We start from the raw sequence: 19,108 nt of genomic DNA on the forward strand, positions 1-19,108 counted from the left end.
TTAAATAGAGCTTATTGCGAATAAATGCTCTTTTTCTTTTACCACAAATTGCTACACTCTTTGTAAGATAAGCATTCTAGACCATTTTGTCCCCCCGCAAGTTAAGAACCCCTCTCCAAACCTCTCCCCCACGGGTGGAGAGGCTTTGAAAATATTATTTTTTCGTCCAAAACTAGTAAGATTTTTGCCCCTCTCCGCGTCGGAGCGAAAAGTTGAGCCAGTGCGTTGGACGGGTTTCCCGGCTTAAAGCAACTGGTGTTGCGCGTCCGGGTTTCCCGGCGCAAAACTTTTCAAGACAGAGGGGTTGGGGAGAGGTTCATCGAATTCACGTTAATATAACTAAATTTGTAGTCGTACTATATATTATGTAACGATTACTGAAGTTGATACTATATTTCAAAAGGGCAACGACGGGAATTGCACCCGCATCTCCTGGTCTACTCCAAGGAATTCTACTGCTTGAACTACGTTGCTGTGGCAGCGAACCGAATCAAACGGTTGTCTCCCGCCTCGACTGACGAGCGCTTTACCATTAAGCTACACTGCCAGAAATTACCAATCTATTTCTCTATAGTCTTTAAATAATTTAGCAAAAGGTGTTTTACCTTGGTTAATTCCTAAATAAATTAGATCACAAATACGTGCAGCCGCATCCGCGACATCAAAGGGAGGAACAACGCCGCTTTCTTGCATGGATTTTGCTTGATGATAAGGCTGTTGGAAGCTAATCCATCCTGGATCTACGGCATTCATAAAAATACGATGTTTGGCATATTCTTTGGCACAGGTACGAGTCATTTGATTGAGTGCGGCCTTGGCCATATTGGTGTGGGGATGTCGCCAAGCTTTGTCAACATCATTAAATCGTCCTTCCATTGAAGAAACATTAATGATGTATTTATTAGTTGGTTTGCAGTTACTCATTAATTGTTTGAGTCTACTGTTGATGACAAATGGAGCGATCGCATTAATTATATGTACTTCTAATAATTCTAAAATACTTACTTCATCATCCTTCATCAGCCAGCTATTAAAAGGGCGCAAGTCTAGCTGTTGCCCATCATCGGTATACTTTCCTAAAGGGAAAAAAGCCGAATTATCTATGCTGTCTTCAGGAATCAAAGGAATTTGAGAAAGCAAAGCAGAACTTTCTGCAAAGGTTGCTGCTTCTGTACTAGCTAATAGTGCAGGCTTGTCATTATTAACTGTATGATTATGAGCTACTAACAGTTGTAATTCTGGTGGTAATTCTTGAAGTGATAATGATTCAAACTCAATTAAATGACGATAAAATTCAGGCGGACGACGCACCGTTTGTGCTGCATTATTGATAATAATGTCGAGCCTTGGGTAAAACTTGCAAATGTGTTGCGTAAATTGTTCAACACTTTGAAGATGGCGCAAATCAAGTCCGTAAATATGCAAACGATGTTGCCATTCTAAAAAATCTGACTCTGCTGCATACCTTTTCGCCGTGTCATGAGGAAACCGACTTGTTGCTATCACAGTTGCACCATCTCGCAACAGTCTCAAAGCTACACCATAACCAATCTTAACTCTAGCTCCGGTAACAACGGCAATCATACCTCGTAAATCGGCTGTTTGCTGACGTTTGCTAAAGTTTAGATTTCCACACTCAATGCAGATTCCAGTGTAAAAGTTATGGCTTTGCAAATAAGTTTTCTTACAGACAATGCAACGTGGTGATTTGTTCATTCGTCATTTTTTGTATTACTGTCTACTTATGGTTAATTAGTCTTCTTAATCAATCAATAAAAATTAAATTATCCCTCTGGAATCATTTTGCTAGTGATTGGTTATAAGTAAGAATATTAACTTTAAAGTTGACAGTAAGACAAAGTTGAGAGACTAATATACCCGACCTCTTTGAGAAGTCGGGTATATTTATGTTTATAGATTCTATATAGGACTCATATTTGATTTGGGAAAAAAATCAGTACATTCAGACAAGGCTTCTTTCCTACTCCCTGTCTACACAAGTCAATTTGCAAATCAAACCGGATTCCTAGATATTATTTAAGTGTTTGAAGAATCTTCTCCTGGAAAAATATCATTGATACCGATAACCCAGGGAATACCTTGGTTGACTGGCGAACTAATGCTGATTTTAGCTTGGTTGGCAAAACATTTTAATTTATCAGCTAAATAGGGAACAGTCATCATAATATTTTGATAGCTTTCGATATCATGACAAACCATGATGAACATCAAAATGCCGCTATTGATTTTGAAATACCAGTGACAACTAGATAATAAAACGCGTACTGTGCGATCGCAACCTAAAAAAAACCGTTTTTTGATTGTTTCTTCTAGTTGGCTAAGTAATAATTCACTAATTATTGTTGTTCTATGTGTAGGTAAATCATCAGGAGAAAAATATGGTTGATTCATAGAAATTTGCCCTTATTCAAAATTGTCAGCACGTTACCTGGCATAACCTGAATAATTTTTCTCTGCTTGTTTTAGCATCACATTCAGTTTGCGAATTATGTCAGATATTCAAAAAGGCTAATCAGATATCCATTCACTCCTATACACCTCTTTATACAATCGACATCGCTTATTTTTTATTTTCCACAGATTTCTTTAGTATTTTCTCTACAAAAATAAATATATTGCATTTCTTCTTAAGAAAGAGTATTTAAGAGAGAAAATAAGACAAAAGAAAGAAGACATATATAGAGCAAAATCTCCTATATATGTCTTTTACAAATGTTGAGAAATATAAAGTAATGAATCAAGTGAGAGAATTATTACCTAACTATTAGTTATTGGAAGAGAATTCCTCCCCCAAAGTTTGCCCCCTGGGAAAAAGTTACTAGTGGGCAATTTGCGACCTGACTTCCACTAAATGTGTAAAGGGTGCCATTTTCATTTATGCCATTACCATTTACTAATCGAGATCCCACGCCGAATGGGCCTGGTTGTTCTTCGCCACTTATGCCTACAGAAGGTGTAACTGGGCTTCTTGAGACAGCTTGCCACCTATACAGGTTAGTACCTTCAGAACTTCTAGAACCAAAAGTGAACTGAACTGGCGCTCCATTAATTTCTAAAGTATTGGTATTATCAAACTGAAAACAGGCTTGAGTGTTACCCCCGCCTTGCTGGGTAATTGTGACTAAATAGTTTTTTCCGGCTACTTGCGCCTTTGCTTCTGCGGCAAAAACTGCCGTTACTCCAGCAACACAAACTAAAGTAATACTACTTTGTAATAATCTATTGCGTAAATTTATAGTTTTCATCTCCCATCTCCTCTGAAAGCACTTGTGCAAACTAATACTTGAAATTGGCAAATAGCACAATTTGTAGCTTTTTGGCACTGTTATGGATGGGTTCCTAGACTAATGTAAAAACTGAGGACAGAAGCTCTAGATTAGCTGCACTAATACTTCTATAACATTACCAAATTAATCCACAAAGTAATGCTTGTTGAAAACAATGGATACTTTAATATCATGCATTCAATAACTATATTAGCTAAGTAATGTATGGTAAAGATATAAGATTTATTACAAATACTTTAAGACTAAACAGCAACCGAATTTTAAGTAAGAGGGGAAAATAGTATCCTAAAAGGTTTATATGCAAGAGAACTTATTATAAATTCTTTATTTGATGTCTCACTATATTTGTTTTTAGAGATAACTAATTAATCAATTTGTGAATATTTGCTTCCCAATTTGCACCATCAAAAGGCACAATTTCAAAGTTACCAATGACATCACCATCTAAACATCGTACATTGACATCTACACAATCAGGATGGCTGCGGGGAATATAAAAAGAATGTATTCCACAAATGCTACAAAATTTATGTTGGGCAACTCCGGTATTGAATTTATAAGTTGTTAACTTATCTTCGCCTTGGAGCAAAGTAAACTTATCTTGCGACACAATTAAATGTAAAAAGCCCTTTTTGCGGCAAATTGAGCAATTACAGTCATCAACTTTGTGTTGATCAACTATTACTTTAAAACGTACTGCACCACAATGACAGCCACCTTCGTAAGTGGCTATTTTTTGAATTTCTTTTGCCATAATATTTTAGATTTAGCAATTAGCGTCGTGCTTCTAATCTTGCAATTCGCTGCTCTAGAGTATTGACTTGTTGTTTTAATTCAACCACTAAAGTTGCTAGTCGGTCAAACATTTGATCGCGTTGTCCTTGTGATATGTTACCTCTACCAGTGGACTGTCGTGGTGTAAGTGTGGTTCTTGCAGATGAAGGCAGACGGTTGCGGCCAAGTTGAGATTCTATTTGGTTGAACTGAGACTCAAGACGATTAAAATCTGCTTCTAAGTTGTTGAGGCGAGATTCGATTTGCTGTGATGATGCAGTATTAGAAAATAAGCCGCCCCAAAGAATCAATACCAACACCACAGCTAGGGTTAGTACTTGTATCTTTTTCATTTATTTATCAGGTTGCAATTGAGAAAATAGTTGTTGCCAATTGATAACACTAGCCTGATTTTCCCCTTGCTTTACTTCAAAGGTGACGTTATAGGCTTGACTTTGTTCTAACGCTTGTACACAAAGTTCGGCTACATCCTCGCGGCTGATTTTGCCGCGAATATTATCACCTTGTTCAAAGATGAATTCTTGACCTCCTGCTTCTTCAGTTAAGGCGCAAGGCCTAATAATTGTGTAGGGAATACCACTTGCTCTTAAGCTGTCTTCACCTTTTAATTTCCAGGTTAAAATACCTCCCAACTGGTCATTTAATCTAACTGCGGGTGGTTCTTCTGCTAAATTAATACCTGGTCTTCCGGGACGCGTTACACCTGCGGAACTGACGAGAATAAATTGTGGTAAAGTTTTGCCGTCATAAGCTTTAATCCATTCCACCTGCAAACTAAAACCACCGGGTGTAAAGTTAGGATTTAATGCACCATCATATTCAAATTTGCTCAACATGAGTTGAAATGAGCTAATTCTACTAGCATCTAATAGTGGAGCATCTTTAACAGTTTTTGCTCGAAATACAGGGGTTAATTCAGTAAAGGGAATGCGGATATTTAGCCAAGTGTCTGCTACGGTGTCGAACGAATAGCTATAACCTAACCCATCCCAAGTTGCATCTGGACGCAGAAAGATTTTATAACGTTGACCATCACCTTTAACGCGTAATTCTACGCCTGTATAACCAAATAAATTAAATGGTGGGTCAAAATTTTTGGTTCTCACAGAAGCAAACCCTCCGGAGTTGGCTGTGGAAACATTGCCAGCAAACACGGCCTTATTTTCTGTGATTTGAACATTACTAGAACTGACACCACCCATCACGACATCATCTAGCGCACCCCAGACATTTTTTAATTCGGCTGAGGGGTGGGTAAAATCAAATATAAGTTTTTCATTAGCTGCGGTCAGATATTTAGCAGCTGCTTCTACTAAATTTTTGACCCCTTGATATTCAACGTTTTCGGGTGTGTCGCCAACGATTTCAGGTTGGTAAAATTTAATGCCTTGATAATATTTTTCTCTATTGGCTGTGTCTCCTTCTACTGGTTGGACTCGCACGGCTGTACAACAAATCACGGCTTGAATATTAGCCATGAGTAAAGCGTTTAAAGTTTCGGGTTTGGTAATGTCTGCAACTACTATGTCAACATCATTACCAAGAATTGACCGTGCTTTTTCAATATCTCGCACTAAACACCGCACTTGATAACCACGTTGTTTAAGTCGCCCTACAACTCTTTTACCAAGTCCACCCGTTGCACCTGCTACTAGTATTACACCCACATTTTTTCCTCCGTCAGGTCTGGCTTGCTTATCTTGGGGACGACCTTGGATGAGTTGCTTGATGCAATTAAGAAAGGGAATAACCTCAAAGTAAGACAGGGTTTCGATAAACCTGCCTAAGTCCCATTGAGAACGATTTTTGTCACTCACAATTGCGTCCTCATTACTTGTTTACTTGTTACATGATATCGGCTTTACTCTCAATTATTTGAATGTAGTTACAATTAGGCCAAATCTTTTATTGTTTTGGCGATCGCCTAAAAAAGCTAAAATACTTACTTAAATGTTGCTAATCATACAAAATATTACTTATGAGCCAACTAGAAAAAGCTCAAGCTGAATACGCAAGTTTTCCGCAAGAGTTTCAAAGTGTCATCATTAGCACTATCAGTCAGGAAGGTATACCTAATAGTAGTTATGCACCGTTTGTGATGGATGAGGCTAAAAATATTTATATTTATATCAGTGACTTGGCAACTCACACACAAAACCTTTACGCTAACCCGCGTGTAAGTGTTTTATTTATTGATGATGAAGCAAAAACTAATAACATTTTTGCCCGTCGCCGCTTAAGTTTTGATTGTACTGCTACTTTAATAGCGCGGGATACAGACACTTGGAATACAATTGTTGACCAATTTCAAGAACGCTTTGGCGAAATGATTGCAGTGTTTCGAGGTTTGACTGACTTCCGGCTTTTCAAACTTACCCCAAATGCAGGTCGTTATGTTGTGGGTTTTGGAACTATTTATAATATTAATGAGGATAACTTAAACGAACTAATTCAGGTTACTAAAGATAATGCTAAGTGAAGGAAATAGGGAGTAAAGCTTAGAAATGAAAAGCTTTCATTTTCTGGTTTTATATATACCCTAATTTATTTCACACTTCACACTTCATACTTCATACTTTTTATGCTTCAGTTTCAACCTCCTGGCTTTGGGCATAAAGTTATTCATATTTCCTTAGGTGCAATGGTTTATTATACTCAGACATCTGCACCTTGGTTAAATGCTGAGACTGAAGATTTACCTCCATTGCTATTTCTGCATAACTTTGGGGGTGGGGCTTCTGCTTATGAATGGTCGAAGGTTTACCCAGCTTTTGCGGCAAAGTATCGAATTTTAGCACCTGATTTAATTGGTTGGGGTGAGTCTGCACACCCTGTGCGCGATTATCAAATTAAAGATTATCTTAGCGCGATCGCAGAATTTATTACTCAAACTTGTCACCAGCCTGTAACAGTTGTTGCGTCTTCTCTCACGGCTGCTTTAACTATCCGTTTGGCTATTACTCAACCGCAATTATTCCAATCGTTATATTTAGTCTGTCCTTCTGGCTTTGATGACTTTGGTCAAGGTGCTGGACGCAGACTACCACTTTCTGTAATTAATACGCCTTTGGTAGATAGTTTAATCTATGCGTTGGGTGCGGAAAATGAATTGGCTGTAAGGAACTTTCTACAAAGTTTTCTGTTTGCGAAACCCGAACGCGTCTCTCAAGAGATGGTAGAAGCTTATTTAACCTCTGCACAACAGCCTAATGCTAAGTTTGCAGCCTTGGCATTTTTGCGGGGTGATTTATATTTTGATTTGAGTTTGTATATTCAACAGTTAACTATCCCCAGTGTATTGTTTTGGGGTGAAAAGGCACAATTTACTTCTATTAAATTAGGGCGGAGGTTGGCGAATTTAAATCGTGAGGCTATTCAAAAATTTTATGCGATCGCTGATACTGGGGTGCTGCCGCATTTAGAATTACCAGAAATAATTATTGGTCTGTTGCAGCAGCATTTAAATTAGTATAGTTTTGCATATCTTTAAACTGGAGTTTAGATTAACTTCTTTTTTTTAATCCCATTTTTTTGTGAAGCTGCATATATTTACCCCCCGGCTGTCGCCATCCTTCTTGGCAAGCTACCGTGTACACCGCAGCCCTTGCCAAGTGGGGACTACAGGAGGGTCTTGTTATGTGCATCTTCATACAAAATTGGTATAACCCTTTTCTAAACTCCAATTTAAAAAGATATGTTAATAAAAAATAACCAGCAATTTAAGCGCAATTAAGAGACATTCTAACAACGGGCAAGAGCAAATTTAATGCGATAGCCCCTATCGATTCTAATGCTGGTTTGCCCTCCTGCCGCTACATCTCTCGCACGAGCTATCAAATTTGTGTTAACGCCAAAAACTGAATTTACTGGCCCATTACAAGCATTAATTGCATCTGGTCTAGTAGATGCATTTTTTTGCCATGTACCTGAAAAGCCCGACTCAAACTTGAGGTTTGGATCATTAGTAATTGGCACAAGTTTGCCTTGAAATAAGATTCTAACGTTTAACTCAGCACTGCCACCGTTAGGTACACTTGCAGAACCAAAATAGTTGAGGTTGATGGGTCTGACTTTGTATCCAGCAGGCACATTCAACCCAACTCTCAGATTGCAAGATTTTGATACAACACTCGGAGATGTCGCTACAGCCTCAAATTGAGGTAAATTTACAGACAAAGTATCTCCGTTTAAAACTGCTTGGGAAGTTCCTGACGGACAGCCATTGCCAAGGAGAACTAATGAAATATCATTAAACTTAAATCCTGATGTTGAGTTAAGCGTTTGAACTGGTGTTTGGGCTGTTGCTTCAGCTAAACCTATCAGATTTAAACTCAGCAATGTCAAACTAGAAATAAGACTGCTTACAAGTTTCATATCAAATACTTTGAATCTATCAAAGTTAATTAGATTTGTGTCCAATATTTTCAAGGCAGATATCGAAAGATTTCTTCACTGTATTAGAAGAAATCTTTCGATAACTCGGTAAACTCATATCTTGCACGCCTGCGACTTAAGTCGCGCAGCGCAAGCGCGATAGGCGGACTACCCTGCGGGAAGCCGCTAGCGCGTCTACGTTTGTATAGCCGCGAATTCCATTCGCTGGGGTTAGGCGCAAGATGTGAACAAAGCTGCTTTTGAGGCAATGCAGTACTTGTCGGTTAAAGGCAATCAGGCCAGGAAAAAGAGGAAATCAAAAATTTTCGCTCTTATCTTTTAACCTTGTTCAAGATTGTTAACCGAGTAGTATTGTGTTTGAGAGCGCAGCTTTTGGGAAAAATTAAATGCATATTAACTATGCAGTAAAAAACTAACAAGCAAAATAAGCAAACTTAATCCGGTACAATACAGGGCCGAGTCCTGTATCAATTGTATCAACTCGGATTTGAGTTTCTTGATTGGCAGCTACATTTCTAGCTCTTGCTGTCAGACTTGTATTGATACCAAAAATCGAACTCACTGGTTTATTACATGCATTGATGGGTGCTAAGTCAAGCTGAACCTCTTTTGTCCAAACTTTGGAAGTACCAGCAGCAAAAGTTTCGTTTAGATTTGGAATTACAATATTCCTACCTTGAAAAAGAAGTCTAACGTTAACTTCAGCACTGCCTTTATCTGGCACATCTGCAAATCCAACATACGTGATGTTAACTGGCTGAACAGTAAATCCAGAAGGGATATTAAGGCCTATTCGCAGATTGCATGATTTTGATTCAACTAGAGGAGACAGAGCTTTAGCTTCAAATTCTTTGAATGTTATAGAAAGAGTATCTCCATTCACAATCCCCTTTGCGGTTTCGTCTGGGCAACCGTTTCCTAAAAGAGTTACTGGAACTTCTCCATCTTCAGTTTGCAGAAACGTAATTCCATCTGGTTCAGGAGTTACGTCAGTTTGAGCCTGTACTTGAGTTAAACCCGCAATATTTAAACTCAGTAGTGTCAGACTGGAAATAATAGCAGTAGAAATTTTCATACAAAAACTCCTCAAAAATGTGTATTTTTCCGGCATATTCCAATACAATTCAATTAAGGAAAGATTAAGTTACATTTAACCAAATTAATTGATTAAACCTCTGGCTTTATCCGCATAAACTAGCGGATAAATACTCTTAATTGAAACTGTATTTTTATATGCTTAAAGGGTTTGTCAACTTAGTAATAAAATTCTAAGCAAACAAATATTACCCAGCAGCTTGTTTGAAGTTTTGGGTTTCACATCTGTTCTCAATTGTGTTCAATACGCTGTGTTTGAAGTAAACAAAATCGATAACAGCACCAAATATCTAGTTATTTAATTAGCTAGTAGCGTATTTAATTTATTTGAGAAAGCTATTAAGATGTTGCTCCAAGAATAAATCCCCTCTTAGGTAGATTTCGTCTATCTAAAGAGGTAGATTTATATGATTTGTCCTCACAAAGATAAAAGCTAAAATATATTTTGAAAACAAATAATAAAATTTAATAATATTAATTTTAATAAATATATTTGTAGATATTGTTAATAATAAAAGATGAAGATAACCTTAATAATATTTTTATTCTAGCAAATATTTTTAGCCTGCAAGACAAATAAATCGCTCTTGTTATTAAAAAATTATAAACAAAAGCGATCGCAAATAAATAAAACTATATACTTTGAGTCTTATTAGATATTTCTTCTGCGGTTCCTTTTAAACGGGTGGCTAAACTTTTGCGGACACGTTCACTTTTGCGAACACCACCAGCCATTTCATATTCAATACTGTCTTTACCATACTTAAAAGCGACCCCAATTAGCATTTTTTCTAAAAGGTCGCTTAATTTTTTTTCTAACTCTTGCATCTCTATTTTAGAAGAGTCAATCACAGTTAGAGCCGTATTATAAGCTTCAATTTTAGTACGATATTGCTCTATTAATTGAGCCATATTTTGTAAATTGCGATTTTCGCCAAAATCCATAGTTGGATCAATTGCTTTGAGTCCAGAAGTCCGTAACTCAGCTTTTTCTAAAGCGCGAGATGTACGTTTTTTACGAGACATAGTGATGCTCCTCATCGATGCTTTTAAAGCTAGTTTGTCTTAATTAAATTGCTTTTTGCGTCAGTATTTTTAACAAAATATTGTAATTTTTAGATTTTAAGTTGTCAGTAATATTTCTTGTATGATGACTTCTAGAACACCAATTTAGTAATCTTGAAAGAACCTCTTCTACAAGGCTACGGTTTACACACAAGTCAAAAAAAACTCTTTGAGTATGGTAGGTGCGTTATGGACGATAGTTCTAACGCACCGCAAATCTGGGGCGGTGCGTTACGCTGGCGCGATAACACACCCTACAAAATTTTTTAAAGACAAAACTTAGTGTTGTAACAACATCAACTTGTGATCTAACGACAGAACTTAGTGTTGTAACAACATCAACTTGTGATCTAACAACAGAACTTAGTGTTGTAACAACATCAACTTGTGATCTAACAACAGAACTTAGTGTTGTAACAACATTAACTTGTGATCTAACAACAATTAAAGAGACGTTGCAATGCAACGTCTCTACATCTGGGTTAATGCATCATAATTTGGCGGCTTAAAATACTCATGACTTCGCCGGGATTAGTGGTTGGTAGCAGTGGACTCCAATCACCAACACTGGCGTAGCCAATTACTTGCAAGTAGTTAATTGTACTGGTGACAGCTTTAGGAGAACCAATCAATAGATGTTTAATCGGTTCGCGGTGGGGAAAGGACGGTTGAGAAAATTGATTAGGGATGGGTGAATTGAAATCTGCGCCCAAGAACTGCGCTAATTTTGATTGGGCGGAATTTTGTAATTGTGCCATCATTGTATTTATACTCCGATTCTGGGGTTTAAATAAAGGCGATCGCTTTCTTCTTCGCGGGATTGGGCGATCGCTTTTATCGATTTTGGGGTTTAGATAAAGGCGATCGTTTTCCTCTTTGGGGAAGGGTGCGATCGCTTTTATCATGTTTAAATATTAAAGTATAATTTTATACTTGTCAATCATGAATGCAAATATTTTTATTGTTAATTCTCAATTTTTAACAGCAACAAATAATCTTGTATAAAAAACTTAGAACCCCGATTCTTTAAGAAGTCGGGGTTCTATTTGTTTACGAATAATTTAGATCTGCTATAGAGCAGGAGGTGTAATACCTAGGTCATAATTTTGATTTTATTTAATGGAATAAAACAGGTGAGTTTCTTGTCAAGCCGAGAAAATATTCTTTCCATATTGTAATTGAAAATTAGTAAGTGATTATTAGTTTATTACAAAGTATTTGAATTAAAATACATTTATTCTCCTATGATTATCCTCATAAATACTATTTTTTTTATAAGTAAAATTGTTAAATATGAACAGATAAATGTAATAATCGCTGTTAATGGAATACTATAAATAGGATTTCCATAAGAAGCACTTAGAAAAAAGCCAAAATTACCATTTTCTAATAAATTTAGAAATACTGGATGAACTAAATACATACCTAAACTAGCTGAACTGAGTGACCTAATTATAGATAATAATATTTCATTTTTAGCAAAAGCAGACATGGAAGTATAATATTTAATTAACACAAAGGTTGAACAGGAAAAAATAATAATATTTGGCGATAAATATTTATAAAAATAGTCAAAAAAATCACCATAATAAACAGTGAATAAATGCGTACCAACTATAGTAATACATATGGAACATAGTGCTAAAATTGTAGCTACAATGGCATATCTTTTTGTAATTGTTTTTTTACCTAAAATTAAACCTATAACCAGGTATCCAGAGTAGCCCGAAATCGATGAAACATCTATCCAATTAGTTATATTTAATCTTTGTGCTATGGGAGGAACTGAAACAGCCAAGAACCATAATCCTATGTAATAGGAGAGCAATTTATTATCAGCATATTTTACAATTAGTTTTAATAAAGGCAAATATAAATAGATACCTATTAATGCATATAAAAACCATAGATGAGGAGCAGCAGGACTTACTAAGAGACTGATAAGTGAAGAGAAGGAAATTGCCTTAATATCCCCTTGATAATAAAATCTCCACAAAATATAAAAAATTGACCAAGCAACAAGTGGAATTAAAATTCGCTTAAACCTTTTATTAAAGAAACTTTTAAATGTTTCTTGCTTTTCGAGTAAAAGATAACCTGAAAGCATGAAGAATAAAGGAACACACATCCTTACTGCTGAATCATAAATGTTTCCTATTATCCAGTATGAATCAGGTATTTTTTTAAATTGGTAAAGCAATGGTGCGGCTGAATGTAGAAATATAACACAAAAATTTGCTATAACCCTTACATAATCAACCCATATTAACCGATTTTGAAATTTTGAATCCATTTTGCTCCATTTTGAGTTGTGTAACTTAGAACTATTCTTGAATTACATTACAGACTGATGCAAAAGCAATTGCACTAAAAAGATTTTTGTTTTTGATTTATTGAAAGCCATTACTTTGAAGAGGTTTTACTCCATCAGTGCCTTTTGTATCTAATAATGCTATATTGCTTATTTGTGCAAAAGCAATACTTATAGCAATAACATGAGATGTACCTGTGATTGCTGTTGAATTATTTGCGAAATTTACACTAACACTGCTATTTTTACTACAGCATATCAACAGCAAAGAGTAGATAAATAGTAAAACAGTTTGATAAGTAATACTTTCAGCACGCCTAAAAGCGATCGTATTTTTCCTAGATGCATGACTGACATCTGTTCAAACTTGGAGTAAGGATGTATACACCCTTACTCCTCTATACCAATACACCTTTGTCCAAACCCTTGATTTTCCGTATCACTGCGTAAGCCCCAATTTATGTTGGATTCAACCTTTTGTCATCCAATGCTACGGAATGTGTTTCATAAGAGCAACCTCACTGGCGGTGCTACTACCCGTTATGAATGAAACAAACAAGTAAAATCCCTTCCTTATTGGCTGTTGCCTATTGCCTGTGTTTCTTGAAAGTTAGTCAACAACAGGTAATCCTGCCAGTGCCATTGCCACTTCTTCAGCACTATATTCAGTATCAACCAACTTTCCTGCTTGGTAATCAATGTAAGCTTGCATATCAAAGTGTCCATGACCGCAAAGATTAAACAAGATAGTCTTGCTTTCACCTGCTTCTTTGCAACGCAACGCTTCATCAATTGCAGCTTTCACGGCATGGTTCGCTTCTGGTGCTGGTAAAATTCCTTCGGCTCTTGCAAAAGTTAAACCCGCCGCAAAGCAACCAAGTTGATATTCTGCACGGGTTTCTACTAATCCTAAATTGACAATATGACTAACTAAAGGAGCCATACCGTGATAGCGCAAACCGCCAGCGTGAATGCCTTCTGGCACAAAACCGCTACCTAAAGTGTGCATTTTAGTTAATGGTGTTAGCTGTGCAGTATCACCAAAATCATAAGCATATTTGCCGCGAGTTAACGAAGGACAAGCAGCAGGTTCCACAGCGATGATTTGGATATCTTTTTCTCCTCGCAGTTTCGCACCAAGAAATGGAAAGGCAATTCCCGCAAAGTTACTACCGCCACCTGTACACCCAATGACAATATCCGGGTAATCTCCTGCCATTTCTAATTGCGTTAATGCTTCTTGCCCAATTACAGTTTGATGTAATAGTACGTGATTGAGAACACTGCCTAACGCATATTTAGTGTTTTCATCCCCTGCTGCTACTTCTACTGCTTCACTGATAGCAATACCTAAACTACCTGTACTGTTAGGATGTTCTGCTAAAATTTTACGTCCCGCTTGAGTTTCATTGCTAGGGCTGGCTACTACCCTAGCACCGTAACTCTCCATTAATGCTCGGCGGTAAGGCTTTTGTTGATAGCTAACATTCACCATGTAAACCAACACTTCCAAACCAAACAGCGCACCAGCAAAGGCTAAAGATGAACCCCACTGTCCGGCTCCAGTTTCGGTAGTTAATTTTTTGACCCCAGCTTGTTTGTTATAGTATGCCTGAGCAACCGCAGTATTAGGTTTGTGACTTCCCGAAGGACTAACACCTTCATATTTGTAATAAATTTTGGCTGGCGTATCCAAAGCTTTTTCTAGACGACGCGCCCGATAAAGTGGAGTCGGTCGCCATTGACAATATATAGAGCGTACTGCATCAGGTATCTCAATCCACCTTTCTTGAGTAACTTCTTGTTCAATCAAAGCTAAGGGAAACAGAGGTAATAAATCATCTGGTGTAATTGGCTTACCTGTACCTGGATGTAAAACTGGCGGTAATGCTTGCGATATATCAGCCTGGATGTTGTACCAAGCTGTCGGCATTTGGTCTTCAGTCAGAATATATTTAATTGTTTCCATATCTAAGATTTAATACAGCAAAGTTAGAACTTTTTTTATTTTCTAAGAAAATGGCTATTTGAGAAGAGAGAAAAACAATCTGATTAATTGTTTTTGAGCTAAAAATAAATCATTGAATTTTTGAAATTTCTTAATTTGTAATAAAAACATTTAGTTATACCAATTTGAAAAAAGAATGCGACACATAAATAAGACCCCTCCCCAACCCTCCCCTTGGCAAGGGGAGGGTGCCGTCAGGCGGGTGGGGTATCTGTCGCAAACATTATTTGAATTGGTATTATTTAGAAAGCGATCGCTTCTCATTAACAACCTGCGATAAAGACAGTCGGGGATCTCAAAATATTTCACCTTGTATCAAAAACTATAAATTTTGCACCAGGCGGAGTAGTTTATATTTTCATCGCACACAAAATTCCGCTTATGCGTCTGACCTCACTAGATGTTTTTCGTGGCATCACCATAGCTGCTATGATTCTTGTCAACATGGCAGGAGTTGCCGATGATGTTTATCCTCCCTTGGCTCATGCTGACTGGCATGGTTGCACACCAACAGATTTAGTCTTTCCTTTCTTTTTATTTATTGTTGGTGTGGCAATGACATTTTCTTTGTCAAAATACACCGCAGATAATAAACCAACTTCTACTGTATACTTGCGAATACTTCGCCGTGCAGCTATTTTATTTGCTTTAGGTTTATTATTAAACGGCTTTTGGAATAAAGGTGTCTGGACTTTTGACTTAAGCAGCATCCGCATCATGGGAGTGTTGCAACGCATCAGCTTAACTTACCTGTTAGCTTCCCTGGCAGTTCTCAACCTCCCACGCAAAGGACAATGGATATTAGCCGCAGTCTTACTCATCGGTTACTGGCTAACCATGATGTATGTTCCAGTTCCCGAATATGGTGCGGGTGTGTTGACACGCGACGGTAACTTTGGTGCATACATAGACCGCCTAATTATCCCTAAAGCACATCTGTACGCCGGCGATGGTTTCAAAAACTTAGGCGACCCAGAAGGACTTTTCAGCACAATTCCAGCCGTTGTTAGCGTTCTCGCTGGTTACTTCACAGGGCAATGGATACGTAAACAGCCAGTGCAAACACGTACAAGTGTAGGGTTAGCTTTATTTGGTATTGGTTGCTTAATTCTGGGTTGGGCTTGGGGTTGGGTATTCCCGATTAACAAAAAACTATGGACAAGTTCTTACGTTGTTTTTACCAGTGGTTGGGCGTTACTTTTATTAGCCGCTTGTTACGAACTTATCGAAGTGCGATTAATTAAACGCTGGAGTAAACCTTTTGAGATTATGGGCTTAAATGCGATCGCTCTGTTCGTTGCATCTGTGTTACTAATTAAAATCTTAGTCAAAACTACCATTGGCACAGGCGAAACTGCCCCCAGCACCTTTAACTGGATTTATCAAAATATATTTGCATCTTGGGCAGGAACTTTCAACGGTTCATTATTATTTGCCCTGATTACTGTATTCTTATGGTGGGGTGTTGCCGTACTCATGTATCGCCAACGCTGGTTTCTCAAAGTTTAAACTCCGCACGTCTGCGTGAGGTTCTCATACCATTTCACAAAAATTTGATGCCAACAAAGCATCAAGAAGAAAATCCCAACTTGTAATAGAAGCGTGGGATCTAAGTTATGCGGACGCAGTTATCTTCACGTCAAAAGCAGATACAGATTCTTAAAAGCTCACAATTTACATAGGAGCTATATGGGTACAATCACAACTAAGGATGGGACGCAAATCTATTACAAGGACTGGGGTACAGGACAGCCTGTTGTCTTCAGTCACGGCTGGCCACTGAGCGCAGATGCTTGGGAATCGCAGATGTTTTTTCTCGCCTCCCACGGTTATCGTTGCATCGCGCACGACCGTCGCGGTCATGGACGGTCAAGCCAACCGTGGCACGGTAATGACATGGATACTTACGCCGACGATTTAGCGGAGTTATTCGAGGCACTGGATCTTAATGATGCGGTGATGATTGGACACTCCACTGGTGGCGGTGAAGTGGCGCGCTTTATTGGAAGGCACGGCACCAAACGCGTTTCTAAAGCTGTGTTGATGGGTGCAGTACCGCCACTCATGCTGAAGACAGAAGCGAATCCAGGTGGACTGCCCATTGAAGTTTTTGACGGTTTTCGAGCCGCGTTTTTAGCTGACCGATCGCAATTCTTTCTAGATGTACCCAGTGGGCCATTCTTTGGTTTCAATCGCCCCGGTGCCAAAGTTTCCCAAGGGTTAATCAATTCTTGGTGGATGCAGGGAATGATGGCTGGCCATAAAAACGCCTATGACTGCATTAAGGCGTTTTCAGAAACAGATTTCACCGAAGATTTGAAAAAGTTTGATGTGCCAACATTAATCATTCATGGTGATGACGATCAGATAGTGCCGATTGGTGCTTCTGCGCTTTTGTCTGCAAAGCTTGTCAAGAATTCGATTTTGAAAATCTATCCTGGGGGAGCGCACGCTCTGGGTGACACGAGCAAGGAACAGGTCAACGCCGACCTGCTGGAATTTATCAAATCCTAATCCGGCTGCAATACTATTCGGTTAAGCATTTTTAAGTTGTAATCTGGTTTTGGGAAAAGGTTAAAGGATAAGGGTTAAAGGTTTTCTTCTACTTTTTCCCCTTCCCCTTTCCCCTTTAACCGAAAGGTATTGGATATGGATGCGTAGATGTGAGACATCAAGTAATTGTCAGACCTGTTTGAAAGCCAACTATCCCAAGGAGTTTAGCACTCATGGAAACCGCAGATGTGATTGTCATCGGCAGTGGTCAAGGAGGCATCCCACTAGCGGCTGATTTTGCCAATGAGGGACGTAAAGTTGTCTTATTTGAGCGAGATGCTTTAGGTGGCAGTTGCATTAACTATGGCTGTACTCCTTCCAAAGCGTTCTTAGCCGCAGCTCATGCCGCAGGGCGATCGCGCCAAGCCCAAAAATTAGGCATCCACACAGAGGTTACAGTGGATTTTCCGGCTGTCATGGAGCGAGTTCGGGGAATCCGCAGCAGCTTTAATCAGGGAGTTCGCCAGCGATTGGAAACTGCTGGTGTCAAAGTCATTTGTGCTGAAGCTGCTTTTGTCGGTGAACGGACAGTCAAAGGTGGAGATGTTACCTTTCAGGCTCCTCTGGTAATCATTAACACAGGTACGTCATCGCTGATTCCTGATATTCCCGGACTTGCGGGAACTCCCTACTTAACTAACCGTAACTTCTTTGACTTAAATACCTTACCACCCCGTTTATTAGTGATTGGAGCCGGTTATATTGGCTTAGAATTGGGACAAGGACTAGCGCGGTTAGGCAGTCAGACCCACTTAATTGTGCGGGGCGATCGCGTCCTGGGACAGGAAGAGTCTGATGTCAGTGAAGTCTTAGCAGAAGCATTAAAGCAAGATGGGATTCAGCTCCACTTTGAAGTCAATGTGAATCACGTCGCCCACGAGAATAATCTGTTTAATTTAACCCTAAGCAATGGCGAACAACTCCAAGGGGAAGCGTTGCTGGTGGTAATTGGACGTAAACCGAATACCAGTGCATTAAATGCAGCTGCGAGCGGAATTGAGCTAGACGATCGCGGGTTTGTCAAAATTGATGACCAGTTTCATACCACCTGTGCTGGAGTATATGCAATTGGCGATGCTGCCAAACAGCCTGCCTTTACTCATGTGTCGTGGGAAGACTATCGCCGCTTAAAAGCAATTTTGTGTGGAGAACACAGAACAAAGAGCGATCGCGTCCTTGGCTATGCAGTTTACACAGAACCCCAAGTGGGGCGAGTGGGGATGACCTTAGAACAGGCTCAAAAACAAGGCATCAACGCCCGTGCTGTCACATTACCCATGAGTCAAATTGCACGTGCGATCGAGTGGGGGCATGACCTCGGATTTTATCGTATGGTGATTGACAGCGACACAGACAAAATCTTAGGAGCAACCCTAGTAGGGTACGAAACTGCTGAACTAGTCCATGTATTTTTAGATTTGATAGAAGCAGGCGCAACTTGGCAGTTATTAGAGCGATCGGTTCACATCCATCCTACATACGGTGAAGCTTTACCCAGTCTGGCACGGTTGCTGCTGGGAGAAAATATGCCAGGGTGTCCAAATATGTGAAGATGCTTTATTAATCATGCCAAAATGA

The 19,108-nt window shown here is 38.7% G+C and carries 18 protein-coding genes and 1 tRNA gene; 6 read left to right on the forward strand and 13 right to left on the reverse strand.

Going from position 1 to position 19,108, the window contains the following annotated elements:
- Nucleotides 1–475: 475 nt before the first annotated feature.
- The 7 genes from H6G76_RS12365 to H6G76_RS12395 form a co-directional block, all read right to left on the reverse strand.
- A tRNA-Asp gene (locus H6G76_RS12365) sits at nt 476–547 on the reverse strand.
- A 5-nt stretch (nt 548–552) separates the two neighbouring features.
- A complete protein-coding gene (locus tag H6G76_RS12370) occupies nt 553–1,716 on the reverse strand; it encodes an SDR family NAD(P)-dependent oxidoreductase (RefSeq protein WP_190700463.1) in 1,164 nt (387 codons plus the stop codon).
- A gap of 321 nt (nt 1,717–2,037) precedes the next feature.
- The gene (locus tag H6G76_RS12375) at nt 2,038–2,412 is read right to left on the reverse strand and encodes a hypothetical protein (protein ID WP_190700466.1); all 375 of its coding nucleotides are present in this window, start codon (nt 2,410–2,412) and stop codon (nt 2,038–2,040) included.
- A gap of 377 nt (nt 2,413–2,789) precedes the next feature.
- A complete protein-coding gene (locus H6G76_RS12380; protein ID WP_190700468.1) occupies nt 2,790–3,266 on the reverse strand; it encodes a hypothetical protein in 477 nt (158 codons plus the stop codon).
- Between the two features lie 403 nt (nt 3,267–3,669).
- Nucleotides 3,670–4,062 (reverse strand): GFA family protein, encoded by a 393-nt coding sequence (locus tag H6G76_RS12385; RefSeq protein ID WP_190700471.1) that lies wholly within the window; start codon nt 4,060–4,062, stop codon nt 3,670–3,672.
- A 19-nt stretch (nt 4,063–4,081) separates the two neighbouring features.
- Nucleotides 4,082–4,435, reverse strand: a complete 354-nt coding sequence (locus tag H6G76_RS12390) for a hypothetical protein (protein ID WP_190700473.1) — start codon at nt 4,433–4,435, stop codon at nt 4,082–4,084.
- Entirely contained in the window at nt 4,436–5,920 is a 1,485-nt protein-coding gene (locus H6G76_RS12395; protein WP_190700475.1) for a CIA30 family protein, read from the reverse strand.
- Nucleotides 5,921–6,081: 161 nt separating this feature from the next.
- Here H6G76_RS12395 and H6G76_RS12400 point away from each other — a divergent pair, with 161 nt between their 5' ends.
- Together H6G76_RS12400 and H6G76_RS12405 are read left to right on the forward strand one after the other, a co-directional pair.
- On the forward strand, nt 6,082–6,582 hold the full coding sequence (locus H6G76_RS12400; RefSeq protein WP_190700477.1) for a HugZ family protein: 501 nt from the start codon (nt 6,082–6,084) through the stop codon (nt 6,580–6,582).
- A 102-nt stretch (nt 6,583–6,684) separates the two neighbouring features.
- Nucleotides 6,685–7,572, forward strand: a complete 888-nt coding sequence (locus tag H6G76_RS12405) for an alpha/beta fold hydrolase (protein ID WP_190700479.1) — start codon at nt 6,685–6,687, stop codon at nt 7,570–7,572.
- Between the two features lie 272 nt (nt 7,573–7,844).
- Here H6G76_RS12405 and H6G76_RS12410 read toward each other — a convergent pair whose 3' ends face one another.
- The 3 genes from H6G76_RS12410 to H6G76_RS12420 form a co-directional block, all read right to left on the reverse strand.
- Nucleotides 7,845–8,477 carry a DUF4360 domain-containing protein gene (locus H6G76_RS12410; RefSeq protein WP_190700481.1) on the reverse strand — a complete coding sequence of 211 codons (633 nt, stop codon included), beginning with the start codon at nt 8,475–8,477 and terminating at the stop codon, nt 7,845–7,847.
- Nucleotides 8,478–8,910: 433 nt separating this feature from the next.
- A complete protein-coding gene (locus H6G76_RS12415; protein ID WP_190700483.1) occupies nt 8,911–9,573 on the reverse strand; it encodes a DUF4360 domain-containing protein in 663 nt (220 codons plus the stop codon).
- A 653-nt stretch (nt 9,574–10,226) separates the two neighbouring features.
- Nucleotides 10,227–10,619, reverse strand: coding sequence for a hypothetical protein (locus tag H6G76_RS12420; protein WP_190700485.1), 393 nt, complete (start codon nt 10,617–10,619; stop codon nt 10,227–10,229).
- 153 nt (nt 10,620–10,772) lie between these two features.
- On the opposite strand from H6G76_RS12420, the gene H6G76_RS12425 reads away from it, so the two are divergent.
- A complete protein-coding gene (locus H6G76_RS12425) occupies nt 10,773–10,928 on the forward strand; it encodes a hypothetical protein (RefSeq protein ID WP_190700487.1) in 156 nt (51 codons plus the stop codon).
- 212 nt (nt 10,929–11,140) lie between these two features.
- On the opposite strand, the gene H6G76_RS12430 is transcribed toward H6G76_RS12425, so the two are convergent.
- From H6G76_RS12430 to H6G76_RS12440, 3 genes are all read right to left on the reverse strand, one after another.
- Entirely contained in the window at nt 11,141–11,419 is a 279-nt protein-coding gene (locus H6G76_RS12430) for a hypothetical protein (protein WP_397333604.1), read from the reverse strand.
- 473 nt (nt 11,420–11,892) lie between these two features.
- Nucleotides 11,893–12,951 (reverse strand): acyltransferase, encoded by a 1,059-nt coding sequence (locus tag H6G76_RS12435; RefSeq protein WP_190700490.1) that lies wholly within the window; start codon nt 12,949–12,951, stop codon nt 11,893–11,895.
- A gap of 628 nt (nt 12,952–13,579) precedes the next feature.
- Nucleotides 13,580–14,938 carry a TrpB-like pyridoxal phosphate-dependent enzyme gene (locus H6G76_RS12440; RefSeq protein ID WP_190700492.1) on the reverse strand — a complete coding sequence of 453 codons (1,359 nt, stop codon included), beginning with the start codon at nt 14,936–14,938 and terminating at the stop codon, nt 13,580–13,582.
- A 420-nt stretch (nt 14,939–15,358) separates the two neighbouring features.
- Between H6G76_RS12440 and H6G76_RS12445 the strand changes: the two genes are divergently transcribed.
- From H6G76_RS12445 to H6G76_RS12455, 3 genes are all read left to right on the forward strand, one after another.
- The gene (locus H6G76_RS12445; protein WP_190700495.1) at nt 15,359–16,486 is read left to right on the forward strand and encodes an acyltransferase family protein; all 1,128 of its coding nucleotides are present in this window, start codon (nt 15,359–15,361) and stop codon (nt 16,484–16,486) included.
- Nucleotides 16,487–16,666: 180 nt separating this feature from the next.
- Nucleotides 16,667–17,491, forward strand: coding sequence for an alpha/beta fold hydrolase (locus H6G76_RS12450; RefSeq protein ID WP_190700498.1), 825 nt, complete (start codon nt 16,667–16,669; stop codon nt 17,489–17,491).
- 212 nt (nt 17,492–17,703) lie between these two features.
- A complete protein-coding gene (locus tag H6G76_RS12455) occupies nt 17,704–19,080 on the forward strand; it encodes an FAD-dependent oxidoreductase (RefSeq protein WP_190700501.1) in 1,377 nt (458 codons plus the stop codon).
- The last annotated feature ends 28 nt before the right edge of the window (nt 19,081–19,108 follow it).

Origin of the sequence: Nostoc sp. FACHB-152, assembly GCF_014697475.1 — a bacterium.
Taxonomy (GTDB): Bacteria; Cyanobacteriota; Cyanobacteriia; order Cyanobacteriales; family Nostocaceae; genus Nostoc_B.